The organism is Erythrobacter sp. JB1-4, from assembly GCF_057365025.1.
This window is the reverse complement of the sequence record NZ_CP200292.1, coordinates 1,472,575-1,496,596: the sequence shown is the minus strand read 5'-3', so window position 1 is coordinate 1,496,596 and position 24,022 is coordinate 1,472,575. Positions and strand designations below refer to the sequence as shown.

General features: G+C 57.9%; 30 protein-coding genes. 17 read left to right on the top strand and 13 right to left on the bottom strand.

What is annotated here, in order from left to right; translation table 11 throughout:
• Nucleotides 1–1,068: a quinone-dependent dihydroorotate dehydrogenase gene (locus AC0V61_RS06815; RefSeq protein ID WP_486156512.1), complete on the bottom strand. Its 1,068-nt coding sequence runs from the start codon at nt 1,066–1,068 to the stop codon at nt 1–3.
• A gap of 198 nt (nt 1,069–1,266) precedes the next feature.
• Here AC0V61_RS06815 and AC0V61_RS06810 point away from each other — a divergent pair, with 198 nt between their 5' ends.
• From AC0V61_RS06810 to AC0V61_RS06760, 11 genes are all read left to right on the top strand, one after another.
• Nucleotides 1,267–2,250 (top strand): helix-turn-helix domain-containing protein, encoded by a 984-nt coding sequence (locus AC0V61_RS06810; RefSeq protein WP_486156511.1) that lies wholly within the window; start codon nt 1,267–1,269, stop codon nt 2,248–2,250.
• Nucleotides 2,251–2,341: 91 nt separating this feature from the next.
• Complete coding sequence (locus AC0V61_RS06805; protein WP_486156510.1) at nt 2,342–2,788, top strand: SUF system Fe-S cluster assembly regulator; 447 nt, start codon at nt 2,342–2,344, stop codon at nt 2,786–2,788.
• On the top strand, nt 2,785–4,275 hold the full coding sequence (sufB, locus tag AC0V61_RS06800) for a Fe-S cluster assembly protein SufB (protein WP_486156509.1): 1,491 nt from the start codon (nt 2,785–2,787) through the stop codon (nt 4,273–4,275). Before AC0V61_RS06805 ends, sufB begins: the two co-directional genes overlap by 4 nt.
• Nucleotides 4,275–4,454 (top strand): hypothetical protein, encoded by a 180-nt coding sequence (locus AC0V61_RS06795; protein ID WP_486156508.1) that lies wholly within the window; start codon nt 4,275–4,277, stop codon nt 4,452–4,454. The genes sufB and AC0V61_RS06795 overlap by 1 nt, the downstream gene beginning before the upstream one ends.
• Complete coding sequence (locus tag AC0V61_RS06790; protein WP_486156507.1) at nt 4,451–5,008, top strand: endonuclease domain-containing protein; 558 nt, start codon at nt 4,451–4,453, stop codon at nt 5,006–5,008. Before AC0V61_RS06795 ends, AC0V61_RS06790 begins: the two co-directional genes overlap by 4 nt.
• Nucleotides 5,009–5,141: 133 nt before the next feature.
• On the top strand, nt 5,142–5,906 hold the full coding sequence (sufC, locus tag AC0V61_RS06785; RefSeq protein WP_486156506.1) for a Fe-S cluster assembly ATPase SufC: 765 nt from the start codon (nt 5,142–5,144) through the stop codon (nt 5,904–5,906).
• On the top strand, nt 5,903–6,658 hold the full coding sequence (locus AC0V61_RS06780) for a SufD family Fe-S cluster assembly protein (protein WP_486156505.1): 756 nt from the start codon (nt 5,903–5,905) through the stop codon (nt 6,656–6,658). The genes sufC and AC0V61_RS06780 overlap by 4 nt, the downstream gene beginning before the upstream one ends.
• Nucleotides 6,655–7,083 carry a hypothetical protein gene (locus AC0V61_RS06775; RefSeq protein ID WP_486156504.1) on the top strand — a complete coding sequence of 143 codons (429 nt, stop codon included), beginning with the start codon at nt 6,655–6,657 and terminating at the stop codon, nt 7,081–7,083. Before AC0V61_RS06780 ends, AC0V61_RS06775 begins: the two co-directional genes overlap by 4 nt.
• Complete coding sequence (locus AC0V61_RS06770; RefSeq protein WP_486156503.1) at nt 7,053–8,300, top strand: aminotransferase class V-fold PLP-dependent enzyme; 1,248 nt, start codon at nt 7,053–7,055, stop codon at nt 8,298–8,300. The genes AC0V61_RS06775 and AC0V61_RS06770 overlap by 31 nt, the downstream gene beginning before the upstream one ends.
• Nucleotides 8,301–8,307: 7 nt before the next feature.
• A complete protein-coding gene (locus tag AC0V61_RS06765) occupies nt 8,308–8,769 on the top strand; it encodes an SUF system Fe-S cluster assembly protein (RefSeq protein WP_486156502.1) in 462 nt (153 codons plus the stop codon).
• Nucleotides 8,769–9,131, top strand: coding sequence for a HesB/IscA family protein (locus tag AC0V61_RS06760; RefSeq protein WP_486156501.1), 363 nt, complete (start codon nt 8,769–8,771; stop codon nt 9,129–9,131). Before AC0V61_RS06765 ends, AC0V61_RS06760 begins: the two co-directional genes overlap by 1 nt.
• A gap of 29 nt (nt 9,132–9,160) precedes the next feature.
• Here AC0V61_RS06760 and AC0V61_RS06755 read toward each other — a convergent pair whose 3' ends face one another.
• The 3 genes from AC0V61_RS06755 to AC0V61_RS06745 all read right to left on the bottom strand — a co-directional run bounded on the left by AC0V61_RS06755 (nt 9,161) and on the right by AC0V61_RS06745 (nt 11,296).
• Nucleotides 9,161–10,129, bottom strand: coding sequence for a hypothetical protein (locus AC0V61_RS06755; protein WP_486156500.1), 969 nt, complete (start codon nt 10,127–10,129; stop codon nt 9,161–9,163).
• A gap of 67 nt (nt 10,130–10,196) precedes the next feature.
• On the bottom strand, nt 10,197–10,604 hold the full coding sequence (locus AC0V61_RS06750) for a hypothetical protein (RefSeq protein ID WP_486156499.1): 408 nt from the start codon (nt 10,602–10,604) through the stop codon (nt 10,197–10,199).
• Nucleotides 10,604–11,296 (bottom strand): EI24 domain-containing protein, encoded by a 693-nt coding sequence (locus tag AC0V61_RS06745; protein WP_486156498.1) that lies wholly within the window; start codon nt 11,294–11,296, stop codon nt 10,604–10,606. Before AC0V61_RS06745 ends, AC0V61_RS06750 begins: the two co-directional genes overlap by 1 nt.
• A 188-nt stretch (nt 11,297–11,484) precedes the next feature.
• Here AC0V61_RS06745 and AC0V61_RS06740 point away from each other — a divergent pair, with 188 nt between their 5' ends.
• Nucleotides 11,485–12,498: an adenosine kinase gene (locus AC0V61_RS06740; RefSeq protein WP_486156497.1), complete on the top strand. Its 1,014-nt coding sequence runs from the start codon at nt 11,485–11,487 to the stop codon at nt 12,496–12,498.
• A 316-nt stretch (nt 12,499–12,814) separates the two neighbouring features.
• On the opposite strand, the gene AC0V61_RS06735 is transcribed toward AC0V61_RS06740, so the two are convergent.
• Both AC0V61_RS06735 and purD read right to left on the bottom strand, forming a co-directional pair.
• Nucleotides 12,815–13,168, bottom strand: coding sequence for a c-type cytochrome (locus tag AC0V61_RS06735; protein WP_486156496.1), 354 nt, complete (start codon nt 13,166–13,168; stop codon nt 12,815–12,817).
• Between the two features lie 55 nt (nt 13,169–13,223).
• The gene (purD, locus tag AC0V61_RS06730; protein ID WP_486156495.1) at nt 13,224–14,492 is read right to left on the bottom strand and encodes a phosphoribosylamine--glycine ligase; all 1,269 of its coding nucleotides are present in this window, start codon (nt 14,490–14,492) and stop codon (nt 13,224–13,226) included.
• Between purD and xseA the strand changes: the two genes are divergently transcribed.
• The 4 genes from xseA to AC0V61_RS06710 are packed head-to-tail and all read left to right on the top strand — an operon-like array spanning nt 14,491 to nt 18,173.
• Nucleotides 14,491–15,993, top strand: coding sequence for an exodeoxyribonuclease VII large subunit (gene xseA / locus AC0V61_RS06725; RefSeq protein WP_486156494.1), 1,503 nt, complete (start codon nt 14,491–14,493; stop codon nt 15,991–15,993). The two genes, purD and xseA, sit on opposite strands and share 2 nt — an antisense overlap.
• 23 nt (nt 15,994–16,016) lie before the next feature.
• On the top strand, nt 16,017–16,220 hold the full coding sequence (locus tag AC0V61_RS06720) for a DUF2093 domain-containing protein (RefSeq protein WP_486156493.1): 204 nt from the start codon (nt 16,017–16,019) through the stop codon (nt 16,218–16,220).
• Between the two features lie 14 nt (nt 16,221–16,234).
• A complete protein-coding gene (locus tag AC0V61_RS06715; RefSeq protein WP_486156492.1) occupies nt 16,235–17,191 on the top strand; it encodes a M23 family metallopeptidase in 957 nt (318 codons plus the stop codon).
• Nucleotides 17,192–17,210: 19 nt separating this feature from the next.
• On the top strand, nt 17,211–18,173 hold the full coding sequence (locus tag AC0V61_RS06710; RefSeq protein WP_486156491.1) for an esterase-like activity of phytase family protein: 963 nt from the start codon (nt 17,211–17,213) through the stop codon (nt 18,171–18,173).
• Between the two features lie 67 nt (nt 18,174–18,240).
• Here AC0V61_RS06710 and rpmB read toward each other — a convergent pair whose 3' ends face one another.
• On the bottom strand, nt 18,241–18,528 hold the full coding sequence (gene rpmB, locus AC0V61_RS06705) for a 50S ribosomal protein L28 (RefSeq protein WP_486156490.1): 288 nt from the start codon (nt 18,526–18,528) through the stop codon (nt 18,241–18,243).
• 150 nt (nt 18,529–18,678) lie between these two features.
• Between rpmB and AC0V61_RS06700 the strand changes: the two genes are divergently transcribed.
• Nucleotides 18,679–19,206: a nucleoside deaminase gene (locus AC0V61_RS06700; RefSeq protein WP_486156489.1), complete on the top strand. Its 528-nt coding sequence runs from the start codon at nt 18,679–18,681 to the stop codon at nt 19,204–19,206.
• Here AC0V61_RS06700 and AC0V61_RS06695 read toward each other — a convergent pair.
• The 6 genes from AC0V61_RS06695 to AC0V61_RS06670 all read right to left on the bottom strand — a co-directional run bounded on the left by AC0V61_RS06695 (nt 19,203) and on the right by AC0V61_RS06670 (nt 23,952).
• Nucleotides 19,203–19,757, bottom strand: a complete 555-nt coding sequence (locus tag AC0V61_RS06695) for a hypothetical protein (RefSeq protein WP_486156488.1) — start codon at nt 19,755–19,757, stop codon at nt 19,203–19,205. The two genes, AC0V61_RS06700 and AC0V61_RS06695, sit on opposite strands and share 4 nt — an antisense overlap.
• 86 nt (nt 19,758–19,843) lie before the next feature.
• The gene (locus tag AC0V61_RS06690) at nt 19,844–20,581 is read right to left on the bottom strand and encodes a ribonuclease T2 family protein (protein WP_486156487.1); all 738 of its coding nucleotides are present in this window, start codon (nt 20,579–20,581) and stop codon (nt 19,844–19,846) included.
• The gene (locus AC0V61_RS06685; protein ID WP_486156486.1) at nt 20,578–21,012 is read right to left on the bottom strand and encodes a hypothetical protein; all 435 of its coding nucleotides are present in this window, start codon (nt 21,010–21,012) and stop codon (nt 20,578–20,580) included. Before AC0V61_RS06685 ends, AC0V61_RS06690 begins: the two co-directional genes overlap by 4 nt.
• Nucleotides 21,009–21,875, bottom strand: a complete 867-nt coding sequence (nadC, locus tag AC0V61_RS06680; protein WP_486156485.1) for a carboxylating nicotinate-nucleotide diphosphorylase — start codon at nt 21,873–21,875, stop codon at nt 21,009–21,011. Before nadC ends, AC0V61_RS06685 begins: the two co-directional genes overlap by 4 nt.
• 57 nt (nt 21,876–21,932) lie before the next feature.
• Nucleotides 21,933–22,733 (bottom strand): LytR/AlgR family response regulator transcription factor, encoded by an 801-nt coding sequence (locus AC0V61_RS06675; protein ID WP_486156484.1) that lies wholly within the window; start codon nt 22,731–22,733, stop codon nt 21,933–21,935.
• Nucleotide 22,734: 1 nt separating this feature from the next.
• Complete coding sequence (locus AC0V61_RS06670) at nt 22,735–23,952, bottom strand: sensor histidine kinase (RefSeq protein WP_486159471.1); 1,218 nt, start codon at nt 23,950–23,952, stop codon at nt 22,735–22,737.
• Nucleotides 23,953–24,022: the final 70 nt, after the last annotated feature.

Sequence of the window (24,022 nt, the reverse complement as noted above, 5' to 3'; positions counted from 1 at the left end):
CTATTCGCTTCCTATCGCCTCCGCAATGTTAGAGACGCCTTCGCGTTCCATAATTTGCAAAAGCCCTCGTGCAATTTGGTCGCCCAGAGTTGGGCCGTGATAAACCATGGCGGAATAGAGCTGGACTAAGCTGGCTCCTGCGCGGATGCGCTCCCAGGCATGCTCGGCGGTTGATATGCCACCCACTCCGATAAGCGGCACTTCGCCGCCGGTTGCTTTGGAAAAATCGCGAAGGCGCTGAAGAGCCAACTTCCGTAAAGGCGCACCTGACAACCCACCTGTTTCACCCGCATGCCTCGATTTCAGCCCATCGCGCGATATGGTTGTGTTTGAGACGATAAGAGCTCCCAGCGCTTTATCCTTGGCGATACGCGCAATCGCATCGATATCTTCAGGTTCCAGATCTGGTGCCACTTTGAGGAAGATTGGTGGCGGCGTCTTGCCAGCGGTTTCAGCGCGCGCGGCGATCACGCCATCGATCAGAGCTGACAAAGCGCCCTCATCCTGAAGCGCACGCAGCCCCGGAGTATTCGGGCTAGAGACGTTTACTGCCAGATAACTTGCATAAGGCGTCATGAGCCGGGTCATTTCAGCGTAATCCGCAATGCGGTCGTCTGAATCCTTGTTTGCACCTATGTTTATGCCAACAGAGCCGCCGCGGTCCCGACGCGCTTTCAGTCGTTCAAGCGCGGCCTCGGCTCCGGCATTGTTAAAGCCCATGCGGTTGATCACACCCTTGTCTTCGGTCAACCGAAACAGGCGCGGCTTGGGGTTGCCTGCTTGGGGCCGCGGGGTGATTGAGCCAACTTCTGTAAATCCAAAACCCAAAGCCAAAAGAGCGTCAGGAACCTGCGCATCTTTGTCGAAACCTGCCGCAACACCCACGGGGTTGGGAAAGGTCAGGCCTGCAACGCTTGTCGTAAGCCTAGTGTCATAAGATTTGCGCGGCGGAGCTTTGGTGGAAGGCACCGCTTTGAGCGCCTTGATCGCGAGCTCGTGGCCTGTCTCCGAATCGAGTGCAAAAATCGCCGGGCGTGCCAAATCAAACAATTTGAATGGGGTAAACATAGCTCTTGGCTAAGCCCCAAAAGTTGCATGCTGTCGAGAGCAAAAAACACCACCTCGATAAAATCGCAAAATGCAAATCTTGTCGCTTCAATACAATTAATCCTGCAGCGACCGAGCTAGTACAAATGCGCGACCCGAAGGGCTCATCGCAGCGATGCAAAGAGTTCCTCAACTCACATGGGCGGCCTCCTGCGATGGATGGTCGCCCTTTTTTTGGCCGCTCCCTCTGTTAGCGCAGGCCCCATCGAAGGGATTGAGATGATTGAGGGTTTTGAGGGGTTCCCCGGTTCACCCGGAGAACAGGTTGCCGAATTTGAGATAGAGCTTACCGCAAGCGATCTCATTGAGGTGGACTATATTGCACCACCTGCAAGCCTAAGCCCCTATGTCACAACGCTCTATCATTTCCGCTGTGACGAGCCGGAGATTTGCGACATTCATCCAGCGTCTGTGGGTCACTTTGCGCTCTTCCCACATGGCAAAGGGGAAATGCTCTTTCGAAATGGAAGGCGCGATCCAAACCCCGAGGTCGCGGTTATGACGCCTTTATCGACCGCGCACCCGATCAAGGTTGCAGGGCCCATGCATTCGATCGGAGCGGCGCTCACTCCGCTTGGCTGGGCTGCTCTTACTGGTCTTCATGCAGGTGAGAATTGCGACAAGCTGCTACCAGCACACGAAGTGCTTGGAGGTGTAGCGGCCAAACTCGGAATGGATTTGATTGCTGCTTACCACTCAGGTGAGAAGACGGGGCGTGAGTGCGCCCTTGCTCTTGGCGAATATATTGCGAAGCACGCAAAACCCATCAACCCGCGTCACCGTGAGCTGATCAAAGTCGTCAACACGTGGCTCGGATCATCGCTTAATCCCGACTTGGATGAGCTGATGGACAAAGCCGCCTATTCAAAACGCCAGGTTCAGCGATTGACCGAACGCTACTTTGGTCTTCCGCCCCAGGCTCTGGCGCGCAAATATCGCGCCTTGCGCGCGGCCGCGCTTTTGTCATTTCCCAAGCTGACTGACGAATACGAAGCGCAATTGGCCGAAGCGTTTTTTGATCAGTCGCATATGATCCGTGAGATCAATCTGTTTGTAGGACGCACCCCTTCGCGCCTCCAAAATCCTGATACACCCTTTCTCAATGAGATGATTACGCCCCAAAACTTGCGCGAATTAGAGTAGGCTTGAAATCGGACCATCTTGCGCGTATTTGAAATCCGACTCAATCAGTCCGATTTAAGAACCGCTCGCAATAAGGCACTTTTCAGCTCCCATGCGCCTCTCCAATCTCACCGACTATGCCATCATCACGATGGTGCAAGCCTCGACCCATTGCGGGGACGGGCGGGTGAGCGCGGCTGAGCTGGCGAATGAGACCGGGCTTCCTGTGCCAACCGTTCAGCGGCTGGTGTCGAAGCTGACCAAAGCGCAATTGCTACGTTCGGTGCGCGGGGCAAATGGTGGTCTGCAATTGGGCCGCCCTGCTGCTGCGATCACTGTTGCAGACATTGTCGAAGCGGTGGAGGGGCCGATTGCGCTCACCGCTTGCCTTGACCATGGCGACTGCGACTACGAAGCGGGCTGCAACATGAAACCGCACTGGCCGCTCATCAATTCCAAGCTTCGCGGCGCGTTGGCTGAGGTGTCCCTCGCTGACCTTCGCCAAGAACCCGCGAAGCAACCCTCTCAGATGCAAACACAAAAAGAGCTTACGGCATGACCGACAATCTCGACCTAAAACCAGAAATGGATCAGGACGCCAAGGACGCGGCTGCTGCTGCGACTGAGTATGAGCATGGCTGGTCCTCGGATATTGAGACCGAATTTGCCGAGAAGGGCCTCACCGAGGACACGGTCCGGTTTATCTCTGGCAAAAAGGGTGAGCCGGAATGGATGCTCGATTGGCGCCTTAAGGCGTTTCGCCTTTGGCAGGAGATGGAAGAGCCCGATTGGGCCAAGGTCGGCTATCCCAAGATCGATTACCAAGACGCCTATTATTACGCCGCGCCGACGAAGAAGGTGGAGCTCGATTCGCTCGACGATCTCGATCCCGAGATTAAGCGCGTCTACGATAAACTTGGCATTCCGCTGGGCGAGCAAGAGGTGCTCGCCGGGGTCAAAGGCGCGAAGAAAGTCGCCGTGGACGCGGTGTTCGACTCTGTCTCCGTTGCGACCTCGTTCCGCGAAGAGTTGATGCGTGCAGGCGTTATCTTCCGCTCGATCTCTGAGGCGATCAAGGAGTATCCTGAGCTGGTCAAAAAGTGGCTGGGCCGCGTTGTGCCCACGCGCGACAACTACTTCGCCTGCCTCAATGCAGCGGTCTTCTCCGATGGCACATTTGTGTACATCCCCGAAGGCGTGCGCTGCCCGATGGAGCTCTCCACCTATTTCCGCATCAATGCTGAAAATACGGGCCAGTTTGAGCGCACTTTGATCATCGCAGAGAAGGGTGCATACGTCTCCTATCTCGAAGGTTGCACCGCGCCCATGCGCGATGAAAACCAGCTCCACGCAGCCGTCGTGGAATTGGTCGCGATGGAAGATGCGGAGATCAAATATTCGACCGTCCAGAACTGGTATCCCGGCGATGCCGAGGGCAAGGGCGGCATCTACAATTTCGTGACCAAGCGCGGGCTATGCCAAGGCGACCGCTCCAAGATCAGCTGGACGCAGGTTGAAACCGGCAGCGCGGTGACGTGGAAGTATCCGTCCTGCGTGCTTAATGGCGAGGACAGCGTGGGCGAGTTCTACTCGGTCGCGGTCACCAACAATTACCAGCAGGCCGACACCGGCACCAAGATGATCCACAATGGCAAGGGCTCGCGCTCGACCATCATTTCCAAGGGGATCAGTGCCGGCCATTCCAACAACACCTATCGCGGGCTTGTTCGCGTGGGGCCAAAGGCGGAAGGCGTGCGCAACTTCACGCAATGTGACTCGCTGCTCTTGGGCGATGAATGCGGCGCGCACACCGTGCCCTATATCGAGGTGAAGAACCCCGGCGCTCAGATCGAGCACGAGGCGACCACGAGCAAAATCTCCGACGAACAAATGTTCTACGCCCAACAACGCGGCCTCGACGAGGAGGAAGCGGTGGCGCTGATCGTCAACGGCTTTGCCAAGGATGTGCTGAAAGAGCTGCCGATGGAATTTGCCGTGGAAGCGCAGAAGCTGCTGGCGATCTCGCTTGAGGGGAGTGTGGGGTGATGGTGCTGATAATCGAAGAGTCGGAGCTCAACGCCATCAAGGAATGGGCGCTTGAAAATGACATCACAATCCAAACAGAACCTCAAGCTAATGGTAAGATTGGCGTCGGGACAGGGGGCCAGGAATCAGATCTCGCACTGTTGCGCTTCTACCGCTCAAAGGAAATGAAAGCGGCATGACTGACCGCAAAACCCTAGGCCTCCGCGACACAAGCGAATCCGAAGTCCCCGAGCTGCCCAAAAAGGGCCGTGGGTGGAAGATTTCGGATAAGCGTCTCGATGCGCTTCACGACCGTGCGCGCGAAATGCGGCGCTTTGCGTCCCCTGCGAACAAGGCGCTCGCCAAGAAGTTCGCCGAGGCCGATCTTGGCCGCTACACCTTCAAACGCTTTGCCGTTGTCGGCTCGGCCATTGTCGACTTCAACTGCCACAACCTCGGCATGGCGATCATGATCGATGAAGAGGATCAGGACGAGACGCTGGCGAAACGCCGGGACAAGAGCCTTGAGAGCGTCGGCATTCGCGTAATGCGGATCAAGGCCACCGATATTCTCGATGATATGGACGCCGTGCTCCAACGCATCACCGCCGGTATGCGCATTCGCATTGGCGACAAGAAAGACGCCGCGCGCGCCCACCGCGAGGCCAATCCCAACCAAGATTACTCTCGGCCCGATCGCAAAGACAATCGTGGACATGACCGCGATGATCGCGATGACGGTGGCCGCCGATGAGCCGTTCTCCTCTCTCCTGTCATGCTGAACTTGTTTCAGCATCCATCCCTCAGCCCGCACAGTCGGAGCAGATAGAGAAATGGACCCTGAAACAAGTTCGGGGTGACGACAAAACATCAAGCGAGACACACTGATGCTTAAGATCACCGACCTTCACGCAACCGTTGGCGAGGATACGCCTAAGCCGATCCTCAAGGGCCTCTCTCTTGAAGTCGCTGCTGGCGAAGTTCACGCGATTATGGGCCCTAACGGCGCGGGCAAATCGACGCTCGCCAATGTCCTTGGCGGCAAGCCCGGATATGACGTCACTAGCGGCTCGGTTGAATTTGCGGGGCAAGACCTGTTCGACCTCGACCCGCATGAGCGCGCCGCCACAGGCCTGTTCCTCGGCTTCCAATATCCGGTTGAAATCCCCGGCGTCTCCAACGTCCAATTCCTGCGCGAGGCTCTCAATGCTCAGCGCAAGTTCCGCGGCGAGGAGCCCCTTTCTGGCGGTGAGTTCCTGAAACTCGCCAAAGAAAAAGCCGCGCTCCTCAAAATGGACATGGAAATGCTCAAGCGGCAGGTAAACGTCGGCTTTTCCGGCGGTGAGAAAAAGCGCGCTGAAATGGTCCAGATGGGCATTCTCGATCCCAAATTCGCTGTGCTTGATGAAACCGACTCCGGCCTCGATATCGACGCGCTTCGCATCGTGGGCGAGGGCATCAATTCGATCATGCGCGATAGCAACAAGGGCGTGCTCCTCATCACCCACTACCAGCGCCTGCTCGACGTGGTGAAGCCCGACCGGGTGAGCATCCTCGCCGATGGCCGCATCGTCCAAACCGGCGGCCCAGACCTGGCACTTCGCCTCGAAGACGAAGGCTATGACGCGGTGATGTCAGAGGCTCTCGCATGAGCGAGGCTGCAACCCTCCCCACTCGCCGCGATGAAGCGTGGCGTTATGCCGATATCGACGCGGTCGCAAAGCTCGGCACGGCTGGCATTGCTGAATGGCAGGATATCGCACTCGCCGCGGGCGAAACCAAGCGCATTTGCCTGACCGTCGGCAGCGATTCCCCTGAAGTCACCCGGATGCGACTAGCCGTAGGTGAAGGCGCGAGGGCAGAAGTCTTCGCGACCAGCGCTGGCTCTGACTACACCCGGCTCGAGATCGCAGTGACGCTCGGCAAAGGCGCACACTTTGAATTCGGCGGTGTCACCATCGGCGGCGGCGAGGCGGTGCGCGAGTTTGTGACGCAAACTATCCACGCAGAGCCTGATGCGACCTCAAACCAAACGATCCGGGCAGTCCATTGGGACCAGGCTACTGGCAATTTCCTCGGCGAGATCAAAGTCGCGCGCCATGCTCAAAAAACCGATGCCGCGCAGGATTTTAAAGGCTTGCTCTTAGAGGCAGGCGCGAGCGCCAACGCTGTGCCACAACTCGAAATCTTCGCCGACGATGTAAAATGCGCCCACGGTGCAACCGTTGGCCAATTGGACGAGGCTGCACGCTTTTACATGGCGGCACGGGGGCTTTCACCTGAACAAACACAACGCTTGCTTGTTCAGGCATTCATAGGCGATGCTTTCGTGGGACTGGAAGACGAGGACGAGCGTGAACGGCTGATCACCGCTGCGCTCACACGATTGGAGGGAAGATTATGACTAAGAGAACATTTGCATGGGCGCTGGTGCCTGCGACTTGTCTAACGCTTATGGCAACGCCGTTGGCTGCCGATGATGTTGAGAGCGCCGTTGCGCTTCCAGCAAGCGAATTTGCACCGCAACAACGCTATGCCATTACATATGATGAGCCAAAGGATGTCGTTGAGTTTTACGTCCAAACGCTGGGGCTGTCTGCGCGCGATGCAGACTATGAAGAGGGTCGAAACCCACGCAATCCACGGCATAAAGTTGTGATCGCTACCGTCGACAACATCGATAATGCGATTGTGCGAGCCGTTCAGTGGCGCATCGAACTCAAGGCGGAAAGTGGCGCGTGGGAAGCTGTTGCAGCGGGATTGCGTCGTAAATGCCAAAAAGGCCCCAATTCAAACACATGGACGAGAGAAGTTTGTCCCTCACAATAGCCTCATCACCTGCTTCTAGGCTTCGCGCGGATTTTCCAGGTCTGGTGACCAGGGATGGCGCAGCGTGGCATTATCTTGACACCGCCGCGACTTCGCAAAAGCCGCGCGCGGTGATCGAGGCGATGGCGCGTGCTTTGGGCGAGGACTATGCGACCGTTCATCGCGGCGTGTATTCGCGCTCGGCTGATATGACGCTGGCTTATGAAGCTGCGCGCAGGCGTGTCGCAGGTCTAATCGGTGGCAGCGAAGACGAACTTGTTTTCACCAGGGGTGCGACCGAGGCGATCAACCTGGTAGCCAAAACTTGGGGGCGGGCGAACCTAAAGGCTGGAGATCGCATTCTGCTCTCTCAATTGGAGCATCACTCCAACATCGTGCCTTGGCAAATGCTGGCTGAAGAAGTCGGCGCACATATCGATGTTGCCCCGCTAACTGATGACCATCAGATTGATTTGGACGCTGCTGAAGCGATGCTTTGCGAGCAGCATAAAATTGTTGCATTTGCCCATGTTTCCAACGTTTTGGGCGGCGTCCTTGATGCAAGCCGCGCTGCGAAAATGGCACATAAGGTTGGCGCAAAGCTGCTTTTGGATGGCTGCCAGGCGGTGCCGCATATGCCGGTTGATGTAGCTGCGCTGGACTGCGACTTTTACGTGTTCTCCGCGCATAAGCTCTATGGTCCCACAGGCATCGGAGCGCTGTGGGCGCGTGCACAGCTGCTCACTGATATGCCAGCCTGGGAAGGCGGCGGGGCGATGATTGACCGTGTGACCTTTGAGAAGACAACTTATGGAACAGGTGTTCAGCGCTTTGAGGCCGGTACGCCAGCAATTACGGAGGCTATCGCTTTTGCAGCCGCTGCCGACTACGTAAGCGAAGTTGGGCTTAGCGTTATGCACGCAGAAGAAGCCCGCTTGGTCGAACGTTTGCGGCGCGAACTCATCGCGATGAATGATGTGACCGTCTTTGGTCCTGCAGGCAGCGCGGGCATCGTTAGTTTCACGATCGACGATATTCACCCCCATGATCTGGGCACGATCCTGGACGAGGCCAATGTCGCTATTCGCGCCGGCCACCATTGCGCACAGCCGTTGATGGATTATCTCGGTGTGCCTGCTACGGCGCGCGCCAGCTTTGGGCTATATTCGACCGATGAGGATGTGACGGCGCTGCTTGAGGGCATTGCGCGCACACGCCGGATTTTTGGAAAGGCATGAGAACGCTATGAGCACTCCAAGCGATACATCGACAAAGCCGCCGCGCGCTCGTGTTGAAGACGCGGTCGACCCGGATATTGCGGCCAACACAGAGCCGCGTGCACGCGATTACCTCGAGGGCTTCCTCCACCAAAAGCCCGCCGAAACGTCCGGTGGCGGTGCAGGCGGTGACCTTCAGCAAGCCGTGGTTGATGCACTTAAGGAAATCTATGATCCTGAGATCCCGGTGAACATCTATGACCTTGGTCTTATTTACGGTGTCGAGGTGGATGATGAGTGCGACGCGACGATCACGATGACGTTGACTACGCCGCATTGTCCCGTGGCAGAGACTATGCCGGGCGAGGTAGAGCTGCGTGCAGCCTCCGTGCCCGGTATCCGCGATGCAGAGGTTGATCTGGTTTGGGATCCACCTTGGAGCCCGGAGAAGATGTCCGACGAGGCGCGGCTCGAATTGGGGATGTTGTGATGACCGAAACGCAAACCAAGACACGCAAATTGCCTGCTGCTGTGACCCTTACCAAAGGTGCAGAAGCCCGAATAGCGCATCTTATGAGCCAAGCGCCTGATGACGCGGTTGGGGTGAAGCTTTCCACCCCGCGCCGGGGATGCTCAGGCCTCGCTTACTCGGTTGACTATGTGACACAAGAAGCCAAGTTCGACGAAAAGATCGAGACTCCGGGCGGCATCTTCTACATTGACGGCGCAAGCGTACTCTATCTCGTTGGCTCAACCATGGATTGGGTTGAGGACGACTTTACCGCTGGTTTCACCTTCGAAAATCCAAATGCCAAAGGGGCTTGTGGCTGCGGTGAGAGCTTTATGGTCTGAGTGCGGTCAATGCACTTGGGACATTGCTATTATTCAGCGATCCGTGCGATCAATTTGCGCTCCAGATCATCCAGCTCACCATCGGCGTCGATCATAGCATTGACCCAGTCTTTTTCTGCCTGAGTTACCTGTGCGCCCTCAATCGATGCTGCGACGATCTTTTCGCCTGCATATTCCGATACCGCCCCGCCTTTGCGCTTACCGAAGACTACGCCCATCACATTAGCAAAGCCTTCTGCAACAGCTGGCGCTTCACGGACCATACCGCCCATAAACCGTCCAACATTGGCTTCATTGTCCGCGATGAAGTTCTCTAGTTCAAGTTTGCGGTCGTGGCTGAGCTGCGCATTCGCCATGGTGAAGCCTTTGAGGTAGTTTTCGACCCCATCAAGGAACAATTGTTCCCATTCAGGCGCGTTTGCATCGGCAAGCGTCGCATCTTTCAAGCGGAACAGCATCTCTGCCTCAAAACGACTGACGGCTGCAGGGCCATAGCCACCGCTCGCAAATACAACACGGCGCAAGATTTTCGCTTCGGTTGCTGTAATATGTGTATCTGATAGCTCGCCGCCACACCGGGTCGGGCCGGTCCCTGTTAGAACCTCTTTCTCAACCTGTTCAATCACATAATCCTTGAGAACGCTGGGCACGTTTTCAGCACGCTCAATGATCCGTACGATAGTCTCAAGCTCAACAAAGCTATCCATGACACCATCACGGTCCACTTGTTCAATGAGCCAGCGAGCTTCTTTGTCATTGCACTGGCGCTTGGGTTCAGTGCCGTTGAGCACGTATTCGCCAATCGCTTCGACGAAGAAGTCGCACCATTCCTGGCCCCGATCTTCAATCGTATCGTTCAACGCAAAGAGCGCCTCAGCCTCTTCGCGTACGATAATCCCATCGCCCCAGCCCTGACGGCGCAGCGCAAGAACCTCTTGCGGGTCGACGGTTCCATCAGCGGCAGCGGCCTTGACAAGCTCAGAGAAATGCGTGGTCATTTGATAAGTACCCCTTTGATACGAGGGTAGGAATGCCACAATGTGCTTAAAGCGGGGTTACCAATCACTACCCGCCGCTTGACGCGCGTTCCACTTCATCGATGCACCTTGCGCGGTCAATCTCGCCGCCACCCACCCGCATGCGGGCCTCAACGTGAGTGGCGATAGGTGAGCTCCCTTGCTCTAAAGGGTAAAGGAAGATGTCGAGCACACAGTTTTGCGAACTGAATTGCAACTTGCGAGCATCACCCTCTGACAGGTCAATCCGCGCCTTGCCAAAGCGTTGATTTAACGCTGATGCGCGCTTCCCGATAACGCTTTCCAAGCCTTCTTCGCGCAAGATCTGAGGAGCTCGAACACTTATGGGAGAGCTATTGCCAGCGACGGGTGAAGGCGCTGTATCAGGCACTGTGGCACAGGCCGAAATCAAAAGTGAGCCAAGCCCTAAGAGGCCAAATGTTCGACGCTGAGCCATTACACCCCCTCACGATTAGCCATATGTTTGTGTGTCAAGTGCGCGCCTGCAGCCGCCCCCAAGATCGGCGCGAGGAAGTTGGCAAAAGGCACCGCCATGATGACAGCAATAACTCCGCCAAGGATGAACCGTTCCATTCCTGGCACTGGATTGGCCTCAGGTGGCTCTGAGCAGTGCCTGAACCATGTCATGTCGGTGAGTTCACGGCCCAAGAGCACCGCGTTTACAGTCAAAAACACGACCGCAGGCCCAATGGCGGTGAACATGAGGATAATGGCAATCGGCAGCGCCAAAGCGTTGAACAAAAGGGCTCTTCCCATCCCTCTCAGGCTATTTGCCAGATCACGTTGGAAGGGCAGTTTACGGGCAGCTCTTGCAGCTTGCGGATAGTGGCGTTCTTCAACCGCAATCACAATTTGATCGGCAAAGAACTGTAAGACGCCAAGTGCCACCACTCTGAACAAGAACCAGAAGGCAAGGCTGCCTAGCACCACTGCTGCAAAAGCGCCCGCCCAGCCGGTTTCATCCATTCCGCTCGCGGCCAATGCCCAACTAAGGACGGCGTAAAGTCCGATCCCAAACAGCACAAACACCAGCATGGTCAGGGCGCCTGTCTTAAGCAGCAGCTTCACCACGGCCTTATCTGTGAGCTGGCCCATGCCCTTCGCCAATGCTGTGATCACCGCGTTCATAGACCCAACCGTTGCTTCCATCTGTTCACCTAGTCAAACCACCAGACTGCACTATCACCCCCTTTGCGTGTCTCCCGTTTATGCTTGACCCATTTATGCTTGGCCCATTTGTGCTTGGCCTGCGTGTTGCTTCCCGCTAGGCGCGGCCACACCACATTCTCCTCAATTCATCCAAGGACCACGCTCCCGTGTCAGACACCACTCCGCGCTATGACGTGATCGCCATTGGCAACGCCATCGTCGACATCATCGCTTCTTGCAAAGAAGAGGATATCGAAGAGCTGGGCCTTAACCGCGGCGGCATGACCCTTGTTGATCCAGCGGGTGCTGATCGTCTGTATGATGCCATGGGTCCGGCGACGGAGAAGTCGGGCGGCTCGGCGGCTAACACGCTTGCCGGGCTCGCAGCGCTCGACATCCAGTGTGCTTTCGTTGGCCAGGTTGCCGAGGACCAGTTCGGAAAAGTCTTTGCCCACGACATGCGCGCCACCGGCATCGATTTCGATACCGCGCCTCGCCCCACTGACGGAACGCCTGCGAACCCGCCAACCGGCCGCTGCCTTATCTTCGTGACGCCCGACGGCGAGCGTACGATGAACACCGACCTTGGCTCCAGCCAGTTCTTGCCTGCGTCTGCCCTGAACGAGGACCTGATCGCAAGCGCTGCCATCCTCTATCTTGAGGGCTATTTGTGGGACCCCGAAGAGCCGCGCAACGCCATGCGCCGCGCGATGGGCGTTGCGCGCGAGGCTGGCCGCAAAGTGGCCTTCACCGCGTCTGAAAGCTTTGTTATTGATCGTCACGGCGATGACTTTCGTAGCATGATCGAAGAGGGGCTGATCGACATCCTCTTCGTCAATGAGAGCGAGCTTGCGACCCTGACGGGTGAAGAGGACTTCGACACCGGCTTTGACCAAGTCGCCGCCAATGTTCCCGTCCTCGTGGCCACTAAGGGCGCTAAGGGAGCCGTTGCCAGCGCCTATGGCGAGCGCGCCGTCGTCGCCGCTGCGCCGGTTGCAAAGGTCGTCGACACCACTGGTGCAGGCGATCAATTTGCCGCCGGTTTCCTCGCCGGCTTTGCCCGCGGTGAGAAGCTCGAGACGTGCCTCAAACGCGGCGCGATTGCGGCGGCAGAGGTGATCAGCCACTACGGCCCGCGTCCCGAGACCGATATGAAGGCGCTGATGGAGAAGAGCCTGTAATTGCAGGGTGAAGTCTGGCTTACCTCCCCCTTTGAGCTGAGCTTGTAGGAAGTTTGGCACACTTGGCACACTGTACAAGGGTTGAAATCCATTCGATTATTGGCGCGTGCTTTGATCGCTTTTCTCGATGAGAGCGCGAGTGGGATTGAGGGGATTTGCCGGGGCATCCACGCACGGTAGCTGGCGGGTGCGAAGTAGGAAAACAGTCACCCTATCGCGCCCGTCGTCATCCCGGACTTGATCCACGATCCAGCTTCTTCTTTTGCGGCTAAGCACGCTGGCCCCCGGCCTTTGCCGAGGTGACGGATAGGATGTATCACTCCACCGGCACGTAGTCCTTGCGCCTTAGCGTGATCATATAGTCCGCAACCTCATCGACCCTTTCGCGCGTAAGGTCGAAGTCCATTTGCTCGGGGTAATTGTGTGCGTTTCTGAGCCATGCTTTGATCGTTGCCCGCGTTACGCCGGGTCGATTGGCGACCGCTTCAAAGCTGGGCGCACCTGCGTTAGGGGAGAGGAAGGGTGGTTCGATAGAATGGCATCCCCCGCAAGCCGCCTCGACAAAGGCAGGCGGATCAGGAGGGGGTGGTGCATCAGTTGTCACGCAAGCACTAATTACGAGCGCTGATCCTGCGGCAATGGGAGCGAGGAATAAGGGGCTGTAGGTCATGCTCCCTTTTTGCGCTGCGCCGGAGCAGGCGTCGTTGATCCAGATCAATTCCGGCTCAATTGGCCTCTCTCGCCACCTCTTTCCAGCCGATATCGCTGCGGTAGAAGCCGCTCGCAAAGTCCACCTTCCCAACCGCCTCATAGGCCGCCGCTTTCGCCTCGGTCACATTCGCGCCGCTTGCCGTCACATTGAGGACGCGGCCTCCGTTGGCGACGAGCCCATCGTCCACCAGTTTGGTGCCCGCATGGAAGACCTTAGCGCCGCCCTCTTGCGCTGAGCCCAAGTCAATCGAGCCGCCTTTTTCTGGTGTGCCGGGGTAGCCACGAGCGCACATCACCACAGTGAGCGCGGTTTCCTCCGCAAAGCTTGCCTCGGCGCTCGCCAACTCGCCCTTGGCGCAGGCTAGCATCACCGCGGCCAAATCGCCTTGGAAGCGCGCCATCAGCACTTGGCATTCGGGGTCGCCAAAGCGGCAGTTGTATTCGATCAGCTGCGGCCCGGTCGCGGTTAGCATGAGGCCTGCGTAGAGCACGCCGGAATAGGGCATTCCCTCGCCGCGCATCGCGTCCACCGTGGGCTGGATGATCTCGGTGAGAACGCGTTGTTGCAACTCTTGGGTCAACACAGGCGCAGGCGAGTAAGCGCCCATGCCGCCGGTGTTGGGGCCAACATCGCCTTCGCCCACCTGCTTGTGGTCTTGCGCTGTGCCGAAGGGGAGCACGCTCACACCGTCCGTGATGGCAAAGAAGCTCGCCTCCTCGCCTTCGAGGAATTCCTCGATCACCACCTGCGCGCCAGCCTCTCCAAACGCGCCATCGAACATATCGGCAAGCGCGGCCTCTGCCTCTTCAAGGGTGGGAGCGATCACTACGCCCTTGCCTGCGGCCAACCCGTCGGCCTTGAGCACATAGGGTGCGGTGAATTTGGAAAGCGCTTCTACAGCCTCGCCTAGGGAGTGCGTGCGGACATAGCCGCCGGTGGGGATATTGGCCCTCGCGCACAGGTCTTTGGTAAAGCCTTTGGAACCTTCCAATTGCGCGGCCTTGGCAGATGGTCCGAAAGCCGGGATACTGGCGGCGAGGCTATCGGCAAGGCCATCGACAAGCGGAGCCTCAGGGCCGATCACGAGGAGGCCGATTGTCTTCGCTTTACAAAACTCCACCACCGCCATGTGATCGCTCACATCAAGCGTCACCAGCTCCGCTTCCTCGGCAATGCCCGGATTTCCGGGGGCGGCGTAGAGCTTCGTACAAGACGGGGATTGCGCGAGCTTCCAGGCTAGAGCATGTTCGCGGCCACCCGACCCGATCAACAGGATATTCATGGCTCGCAGCCCCTCTTCCAATGACGACAATTCTGGCCTGCTAGCGCGCAGTAGGCAGGGCGACAATGCCGAACCGCTGACAATCAGCGAGATTTCGCAAAGCTTAAAGCGCACGGTGGAGGATCGCTTTGGCTATGTGCGGCTTCGCGGCGAGCTATCAGGCGTTAAACGCGCCGCGTCTGGCCATATGTATTGCGCGCTTAAAGACGATAAAGCCGTACTTGATGGCGTGATGTGGCGCGGGAATGCGGGGCGTCTGGCCTTTGTGCCCGAAGATGGGCTGGAGGTGATCGCGACGGGTAAGCTCACCACGTATCCGGGGCGCTCCAAATATCAGATCGTGATGGATAGCCTTGAGATTGCGGGCGAGGGCGCTTTGCTGGCGCTGCTTGAGAAGACCCGCGCAAGGCTTGAATCGGAAGGGTTGTTTGCCCGCGAACGCAAGCGCCGCCTCCCATTCCTTCCGCGGACTATTGGCGTTGTGACGTCTCCAACGGGCAGCGTGATCCGCGATATTCTCCACCGCCTCGCCGACCGTTTCCCAAGCCATGTGCTGGTGTGGCCAGTGCTGGTGCAAGGGCAGGGCGCAGCTGAACAGGTGGCAGGGGCCATTCGAGGGTTTTCTGAGATCGCTCCGGGTGGTCCTGTCGCGCGCCCCGATGTGGTTATTGTGGCGCGTGGCGGCGGTTCGATTGAAGACTTGTGGGGTTTCAACGAGGAGATCGTTGTCCGTGCCATCGCCGAATGCTCCATCCCCGTGATCTCAGCCGTCGGCCATGAGACTGACACCACTCTTGCCGACTACGCCGCCGATCAACGTGCACCCACGCCAACCGCTGCTGCCGAGATGGCAGTGCCAGTGCGGGTGGACCTTGAGGCAACGATTGCCGACTTCGCCAATCGCCAACGCCGCGCCGTGCATCGGCCTTTAGAGCTGGGACGCGAAAGGCTCGAGGCGCGCGTGCGCCGAATGCCTAAAATCGAAGCGCTGTTGCAGCCGCAAGCGCAAAAGCTCGACGATCTGTCAGAACGCCTTCGCCGGGGTTTGCGCGACCGGGCAGGGCAGGGGCGCGAGAAACTGGCGGGAACAGCCGCGCGCCTCAATCCAAGATTACTCAACCAAGCATTGGAAGGCCGCAAAGACCGGCTTGCCCGTGTCCGTCTTAGCCCCGCTCTCGTTGAACGTCCCATTGCAGAACGACAACAGCGTTTGAACGCGCTCACGCGGCTGGTGGAACAGCTGCATCCGAATAAACCGCTAGAGCGAGGATATGCCATTGTTCGCAGCGATGATGGCGGCGTGGTGACAACGCAGCAGGACGCCCGCACACACAACGTGCTCAGCCTTGAGTTCAAGGACGGCAAGCTCAGTGTTGGTGTGGGCGATGCTCCGCCGCCAGCCCAATCCGCTGCGCCCTCACCCCCGCTGGCACCGGCACCCGGAAAGCGCAAAGCAAAGCCATCTAAGCCAAACCCTGCTCAAGACGATTTATTCGGTTAGCCACCCGTGCTATGCTCGCGCCTATGTTAATGTCCTCAGGCGATAAAACCGCCAAACTCCATTATGGCCCCTCCGGTTTCCGCGTTTTGCGCCCCGGCCACCATGTCATTTGCGCTGTTTCCGGCGCGGTAATCCCCTTGGAAGAGCTGCGGTATTGGAGCGCTGAGCATCAGGAGGCCTACGCCACGCCTGAAATCGCCACGCGCCGCTTGCTTGGTCAGGAATAGGGGCGAGGCAAGTTATGCGCGCATTCGGCCTTATCACAGGGCTTGGGTTGCTCAGCCTTGTAAGCTGTACGGGGACTGAGGCGGCGACACCTGTTGCCCCAGAAGCGGCTCTTGAACCTGTCGCACAAACCGCTCCAGCTTCCGAGCCACAAGCAGCGCCGGTGGTTGCAGCGGAGCCGGTGTTGCAAGAGCCCAACCCCGAAGAGCCCTATCAGCCCGATTTCCTGTTTGATGCAGGGGAGCTTACCCAAGGCGGCTTTATCCGGGGTCGAGCGCCTTCTGGCAGTGTCAGCCTGACCCTCGATGAACAGCCAGTTGGTCTTGCCGAGGGTGGATTGTTCTTTGCAGCCTTTGATCGCGATAGCGCAGCAACAGTTTCTCTTACCGCCACGCTGGCTGATGGGCGCACCGTCACAGAAACCCTCGCGGTGTCGCCTCGCGACTGGCAGATTGAGCGGGTCAATGTCGCCAAGCGCGCGCTTCGCAATCCCGAAGCCTATTGGAAGCAGCGCGAGCCAGAATACAATGCGATTGTTGCAGCGCGCGCCAAGAAGACGGGCGCGCAAGGGTGGCGCCAAGATTTCATTTGGCCGGTGACGGGCCGCATTTCGGGACGTTTTGGTCGCCAGCGCATCTATCGCGGCGAACCGGGGAGCTATCACTCAGGCATTGATATCGCCAAGCCTACGGGCACGCCTTTTGTGGCTCCGGCTGACGGCGTGGTGATCCTTGCGCGGACGGGCTTTAGCCTTGAAGGCGGCCTTTTGATGATCGATCACGGTAATGGTCTCAACAGCGCATTCCTCCACTGCCACCGCATCCATGTGAAAGAGGGCGATATCGTGCGCCAAGGCCAGCATATTGGCGATATTGGTTCCACAGGCCGCTCTACCGGGCCGCACCTTCACTGGGGCCTCAAATGGCATGATGCGCGTTTTGATCCGATCCTTCTTGCAGGGCCTATGAACTAACGTGGCAAGGGCATTGAGGGTGATCGCGGCGCTAACGCTTGCAGCGATGGTTGCGCCCGGCACTTGGTTGCGCACCCCGGTTGTCAAAGAGAACCCAAAGAGCATAGAGCTTGAGCAAGTCGCGGGCGCATCCGAGACGGGTGTTCCGGGTTGGAGCGTCGAGGGTGTGTGGCATTACTCAACCGAGCCGACATTGCGCTTTGGCGGCTTTTCGGGCCTTTTAACCCTTGGCGGCGGGCGTCTGCGAGCGTTTTCAGACCGGGGCTTTCTTTTCACCTTTGTTGAGCCTGACAGGGCAGAGGAAACGCCGGACGAGCGCAAAATAGCGGGTCTCCCCTATGATGACCCTGCGCTTTACCCGCTGCTTTGGGATATCGAATCGGTCACGCGCGACCCCGCGTCCAAGGGCGATTATTGGGTGGGTTATGAGAACACCCATGCGATCCACCGCTTTTCCTACCGAACCGAGCCTGAGGAAGTGCGCATCTTTGAGGGGCTTGTTGAGGATTGGTATTCCAATTCGGGGTTAGAGGCGATGGAGCGTCTTTCCGATGGGCGTTTCTTGATCCTGCCAGAAGGGCGAGATGAGGCACTGATCTTTGATAGCGATCCGGTCGAAGGCGGCTCCCCCAAAATCGTTCCCTTTCAAAGTCCAGCGGCTGGCTTTGCTGTTACCGATATGGCGCAAATGCCCGATGGCCGTGTGCTCTTCCTCATGCGCGATGTGGATTGGGGCAATTACCCGCCATTTGCAGGAAAACTTGCGATAATGGATGCGCCGCAGCCCGGTGCGGATGCGGCCATAGCGCCGCAAGTGCTATTCGATTTTGAGGGCGTTTTGCCCCCTGAAAACTATGAAGGGCTGACGGTTCGCGCCGGGGAGGACGGGTCAGTGACGGTCTGGATTATCTCTGATGATAATGTGGCTGCAATGCAGCGCACTCTGGTTGCAAAGCTAACCTACGCTCCTGTCGGAAGCTGAACGAGAAAAAGGCGCTAACGCTTAGACCGCGCTGCGCCTTTGTTCTCATCTCATCGCCGAAGCGAAATTAAGCGGCTTTTGCCAGCTTCTTAAGTTCACGCTTCACTTTTTGTGCGCGCGAGGAAAGCTTCTCGTCTTTGGTTTTGAGGAGCCAGTTGTCGAGGCCGCCATTGTGCTCAACCGAGCGAAGACCGTGGGTCGACACGCGGAATTTGAAGCTGCGCTCGAGCTTTTCGCTCATCAAAGTCACGTTCTGCAGGTTAGGCAGAAAAACGCGCTTGGTTTTGTTGTTGGCGTGGCTGACGTTGTTGCCAACCTGGCGGCCCTTGCCAGTGAGTTCGCAAATGCGCGACATGATAAATCTCGTCTCGTTTATAGTGACGGGAACCCTCGCCTTTAAGGCGGCCCTTACGCAAAGGGCGTCCCGGAAAGCGCGGCGCATAGCGGGCCACTTGCGAATCGTCAATTGATTCGTGCGTGTCGCCGAGTTAGCGCGTGGAGCCAGATGACCGCCCAAGAAACAACCTGGCCGCTTCCCCAAGCTATGCGCACCGCGCTGGATGCAGCCCGCGAAGCGGGTGCGGCTGGCGAAGTGCCTGTGGGCGCGGTGATCGTCAAGGATGGCGAGGTGGTGGCTGTCGCCGCCAATGCGACCCGCTCTCCGCCCGATCCCACGGGCCATGCCGAGATGCGAGCGATCCGTATGGCGTCAGAGGTGCTGGGCGATGATCGGCTGACGGGCTGCGATATGTACGTGACGTTGGAGCCCTGCGTGATGTGTGCCGGAGCCATTTCTCACGCACGGGTTGCCCGCCTTTATTACGGCGCAAGCGACCCCAAAGGCGGCGGTGTTGAACATGGCTCGCGGGTGTTTGAACACAAGCAATGCATGCACAAGCCTGAGGTCTACACCGGCATGGGTGAGGACGAGGCTGCCGAATTGTTGCGCACGTTCTTCAAAAAAAGCGGTGACCTATTTCTGATCACCGGCTTTTCTGTCAGGATATCAGAGAATTGGGCTGATAGATATTAGCCCGCCATATAGTCGCGCGCTTGGGCAAACTCATTCCTGGACAGGAATTTGTCGCCATTGTCGTCAAAATAGAAGAACGCTGAGCCCACTTTGTTGACCTCATAATTCGTGAGATAGGGTTTAAGCTCATAGGTCTCGTCTGATCCATCGATCTCGGCTGGCAGAGCCCAGATCGCATATTCTGCGACAGACAGCTTCCCATCGTCACTTACGTCGAGGGTCGCAAAGTCCAGTTCCTCGAGTTCGGGCGCAAACGCAGGTGTAAGGGCGTCCGCCTTCGTATCGGTTTCGTCGCGAAGCTCGGCCTGCGCCGCTTCCAGATTGCTCTCGTACTCGTTCTTCACTGCTCTGACGTCCATTGTATCGAAATTTTCGAGCGCGGTCTCATCAAGCTGCGCCATGGAAGGTAGGTCCACCTCGTCATTCGCTGCGGCGCTTTCATCTGCCATTTTAGGTGCCACAATATCGTCGCCTTGCGAGGCCTCGGAGCCACAAGCGGCTGCCGTCAGAGCGATTGCTGAGATGAGAGTGGTTCTAATAGCGAGTTTCATATGGGGCTCCTTTTCAAACATTCCCGGGACTTAGGAATGCAGGAGCGAAGCGTTCCAAATTTTGGCAAATTTGTTGAGAGTGAGGCTTACAGACCGCGCCAGATCTTGGCTGCCCGATCATCTCTTGCGCCAAACCTGCGATCATCACATCGCGTCGGGCGGAAACGTTTGTTGTAGCAAAGGCGCAGTTCTTCGAGCCAACCATCGCGGTTGAGTTTCACGCCGACATGGCTCGCCTGCCACATGCGGCCATTGGCATCGGCAAAGGCTTGGCGAATGCGGCCAGCGGTGAGGCCCTCCTCGCGGCTGATCCGGTCGTAGTCCGGGATCCGAAGGCTCTCCCACAGGACATTAGTGACCGCGAGATAGGTCTCGGGCTTTTTGACCATGCAGGAGCCGTGCTTTGCCCATTGCCGCGCAATCAGGCGGGCAGAGGGCATCATACACATGTTTTGGCGCACTTGGGCAGGCGTGAGGCGGTTGGAGCTCCCGCACCACTGCGGCCATGTCCGCGACCCTTGCGGCCACAGGCCATGCACGACGAAGCCAAAGCGGCCATTGTCGCCTGAGCATTGGACGCGGTGGGAACGGTTATCTTGGCGCGTTCGGCAGAAGGCCGGCGACCAGCTGAGCGCAAGGGTGTAGCCTGTGACCGGCACCACGCGGGGGCGTTGGTCAGGCGAGATTTGCGGCACCGAAGACACCTGCGGTGCGCGGCATTGGTAGGCTTGGGCTTGGGCTTGGCTTGCAACTCCAACCGTCATTGCGAGGAGCGTAAGCGACGAGGCAATCTGGCTTAGCAAGCCTTTAGCTTTACGTCTCATGCTTTGGCTTTCTTCGAAACACTGAGCCAGTGAGACGCAGGCGGCGTGTAAAGAAGGGCAACAGCGACAACGAGCAACGAGCTCGACACAATGACATCGCCTACAAACTCACTTCTCGTGGCCGCGATCCAAAGAGCTCCGAGCAATTGGAGGGCAGAAGGGATAATCATCACGGTGATCAATATGCGTGCGATGCGGCTTGCAAAACACCAGACTGCGACAACTGGGATCATGACGATTGTGAATATTGCGGAGGATACGACTATGGCTAGATCGCGGTTCCAAGCGATTGACGGGATGTCAAACGCGAGAATCTCCACGAGATCATCGATGTGCCGCAGATCATCGAGCAGCGAAGCAAGTCCGAGCACTGAAACAATCAATGCAAAGCCGTGAATTGCAGCAGGCCTTGAGCCTTTGACCATCTTCATATCGGCTCAAAATCCAGCCCAACGTCCGCGGCGGGCGCGCTTTGTGTGAGCCTTCCCACCGAAGTATAATCCACTCCGCTTGCCGCCTTGGCAGCAATTGTATCAAGGTTGATCCCGCCGCTCGCCTCAGTTTTCGCGCGGCCTGCGACCATTGCGACCGCCTCTTTCAGCGTCTCAGGCGACATATTGTCGAGCAGCAGGTGGTCTGCGCCTGCCTCTAGCGCGGGCTCAATTTGGTCCAAGCGGTCCACTTCGCAGATAATGGGGGAGACCCCTGCCACCCTCGCGCGCCGCACCGCTTCGCCTACCGAGCCTGCAACCGCGACGTGGTTGTCCTTGATCATCGCTGCGTCATAGAGCCCCATGCGGTGGTTCTGCGCGCCGCCTTGGACGGTCGCATATTTCTCCAGCACGCGAAGGCCGGGCAGGGTCTTGCGGGTGTCGAGCAGGGTGCAGGTCGCGCTACCCTCTCGCATGGCCGTCACATATTCGCGCGTCATCGTGGCGATGCCGGAGAGGTGCTGGACGATGTTAAGCGCGCTGCGTTCAGCGGTCAGGAGCGCGCGGGCATTGCCTTCAAGGCGCATCAGGTCCGTACCAGCCGCGACCGCATCGCCGTCGCTCACCAGCGCCTCGATCACGCAAGCGGGGTCAAGATGCCGGAAAAACGCCTCTGCCAGCGGGAGACCTGCCACCACAACCGCATCGCGGCTGTCCATAACGCCGGAAAAGCGCGCGTCGGCTGGGATGACGCTCTCGCTGGTGACGTCCTTGCCGCCGCCGGGAAGGCCAACGCCAAGGTCCTCAGCAAGCGTTTCGCGGATGAATGTATCGAGGTCGAAACCGGGCAAAGCAAAAGTCATGTCTTACCCATAAACGGACCCACAAGGTCCGCAAGCCCGACCGGGCGAACACAAACATCAATGGACGAAACGAGCCACCACATCGCGGTACGACCGGCTCACCTTTACCTCGGCGCCTGAATCGAGCACCAAGAAGCATTCGCCATTGGTGTGCGGTTTGACCTGACGCACTTGGTCGAGGTTGACGATTGTGGAGCGGTGCACGCGCTGGAATTTGCGCGGGTCAAGGCGGCGTTCAAGATCCTTCATCGTCTCGCGCAGGATCAGCGAATTGTCGCCGGTGTAGATGCACATATAGTCACCGGCCGCCTCAATGTGTTCGATCGAGCCAACTTCGACGCGGAAAATCTGGCCGCGGTCTTTCACATTGATGAGTTTTTCAAACCGGTCAGTGTTCTCCGCAGAGGCCTCGCAGTTGAAGTCTGCCGCGCGATCGGGCGCGACTTCTGCCAGAACGTCCAGCAATTGCTCGGCATCCTCTGCCGATTTCTTCTCAGCCAAGCGTTGGCGCACGCGTTCGATGGTGTCGGCGAGCTTGTCTTCGTCCACCGGCTTCATCAGATAATTCACCGCATTGGCCTCAAAGGCGCGGATGGCGTGTTCTTCATAGGCGGTGACGAATACAAAGAGCGGCGGCTCGATTTCCATCACACCTTTGACGACGCTAAAGCCATCAAATCCTGGCATTTGAATGTCGAGAAAGACCAGATCCGGCTTTTCTGTCTTGATCTTGCGGATCGCCTCGCGCCCGTTTGAGCAGGTGTCGATAATCTCAACATCTTCATGTGGCTGGAGCCGCAATTGCAGACCCTGAATGGCGAGTTTTTCATCGTCGACGAGGATAGTGCGAATGGTCATATCACGAGTTTCCAATGGCGCGCTGTGAATTGAGGTTGATCACATTGTCGGCCGCCTCGGCTTTGCGGGGGGAGGCGGTGTCGAATGTGGGCGGGGAAGTGTCTGCGGCGGGTTCGTAAGGGATCTCGATCAGCACGGTGAAGCCGCCGCCCGGCTGTGATCGCGTTTCAAATAGGTGGTCATCACCATAGCCTTGCGCAAGGCGGTTCTGAATGTTGACAAGCCCAACACCTGTTGAGACAGGCTCGCCGGGGCGTGGCGCTTCAAGCCGGTCTTGCGTGGCCATGCGCGACGTCGCCACAGCGCCCGGCCCAGTGTCTTCGACCGCAATCCTAAGGCGCTGACCCACCACGCGCCCTGTCAGCGAAATGCGAGCGCCTTCTTCCTGCGGGCTAACCGCATATTTGATCGCATTTTCAACCAAGGGTTGAAGCAACATTGCAGGGAGCATGGCTGTCAGCGCCGCTTCCTCAATGTCGAAATGCGTGCGCAAACGCTCCTCAAACCGCATGCGTTCAATATCGAGATAGAGCCCAAGCGTCTCAATTTCCTGGGCGAGAGTTACCTTGCTTCCTGGCTCAGCGATAAGCGTATGGCGCAAAAAGCCCGATAGGCGTGTCAGCATTGCATTGGCAGGCTCTGTCTGTTTCAAAAGCACCAAAGTGCTGATGGAATTCAGTGTGTTGAACAGAAAATGGGGGTTTAGCTGATACCGTAGCATCGCCAGCTGCGCCGCCGTTGCCTGCGCTTCCAAGCGTTGCAATCGGTCGGTTTGTTCTTCGACGCGCAGGAAGTAATTGATCGCGTAATACAGTGCGCTCCACCCGCCCAAAAGCGCAAGCGGGATAAAGCTCAAACCAATCATGCGCTGGGCAAGGCTCGTCTCTGTCAAAGAGCCTTGGTATACCCCTTGCAGCCATGCCTCGATAAAGGAGTGAACCAGCACCGCTGCGGTCAAGACAATGGCAGTCCCGCCCCATGTCACCACCGGCTGACGGTCGATCAATTGGCGGTACATTACAGACAGGATCAGGGTGATCGTGAAGCCGGTTATTGTCGTGACTAACAGGACAATGAGCAGATCGAGCGGCTGATCATTGGCAATAGCAACAACGCTGCGGAGGAGGAAATAGCCGCCCCAACCGGCAAGCTGGAGGTTCCAGAAGGCGCGGTTTTTGCTCGCAAAGAAGGGCGCAGGCTGGAGTTTCACCATCGACATGGCCAGCAGTGTAGCGCAAATTTTCATCGCCCGCAGCCATTAAGGATGGGCGCTGCACAGATGAACGCAA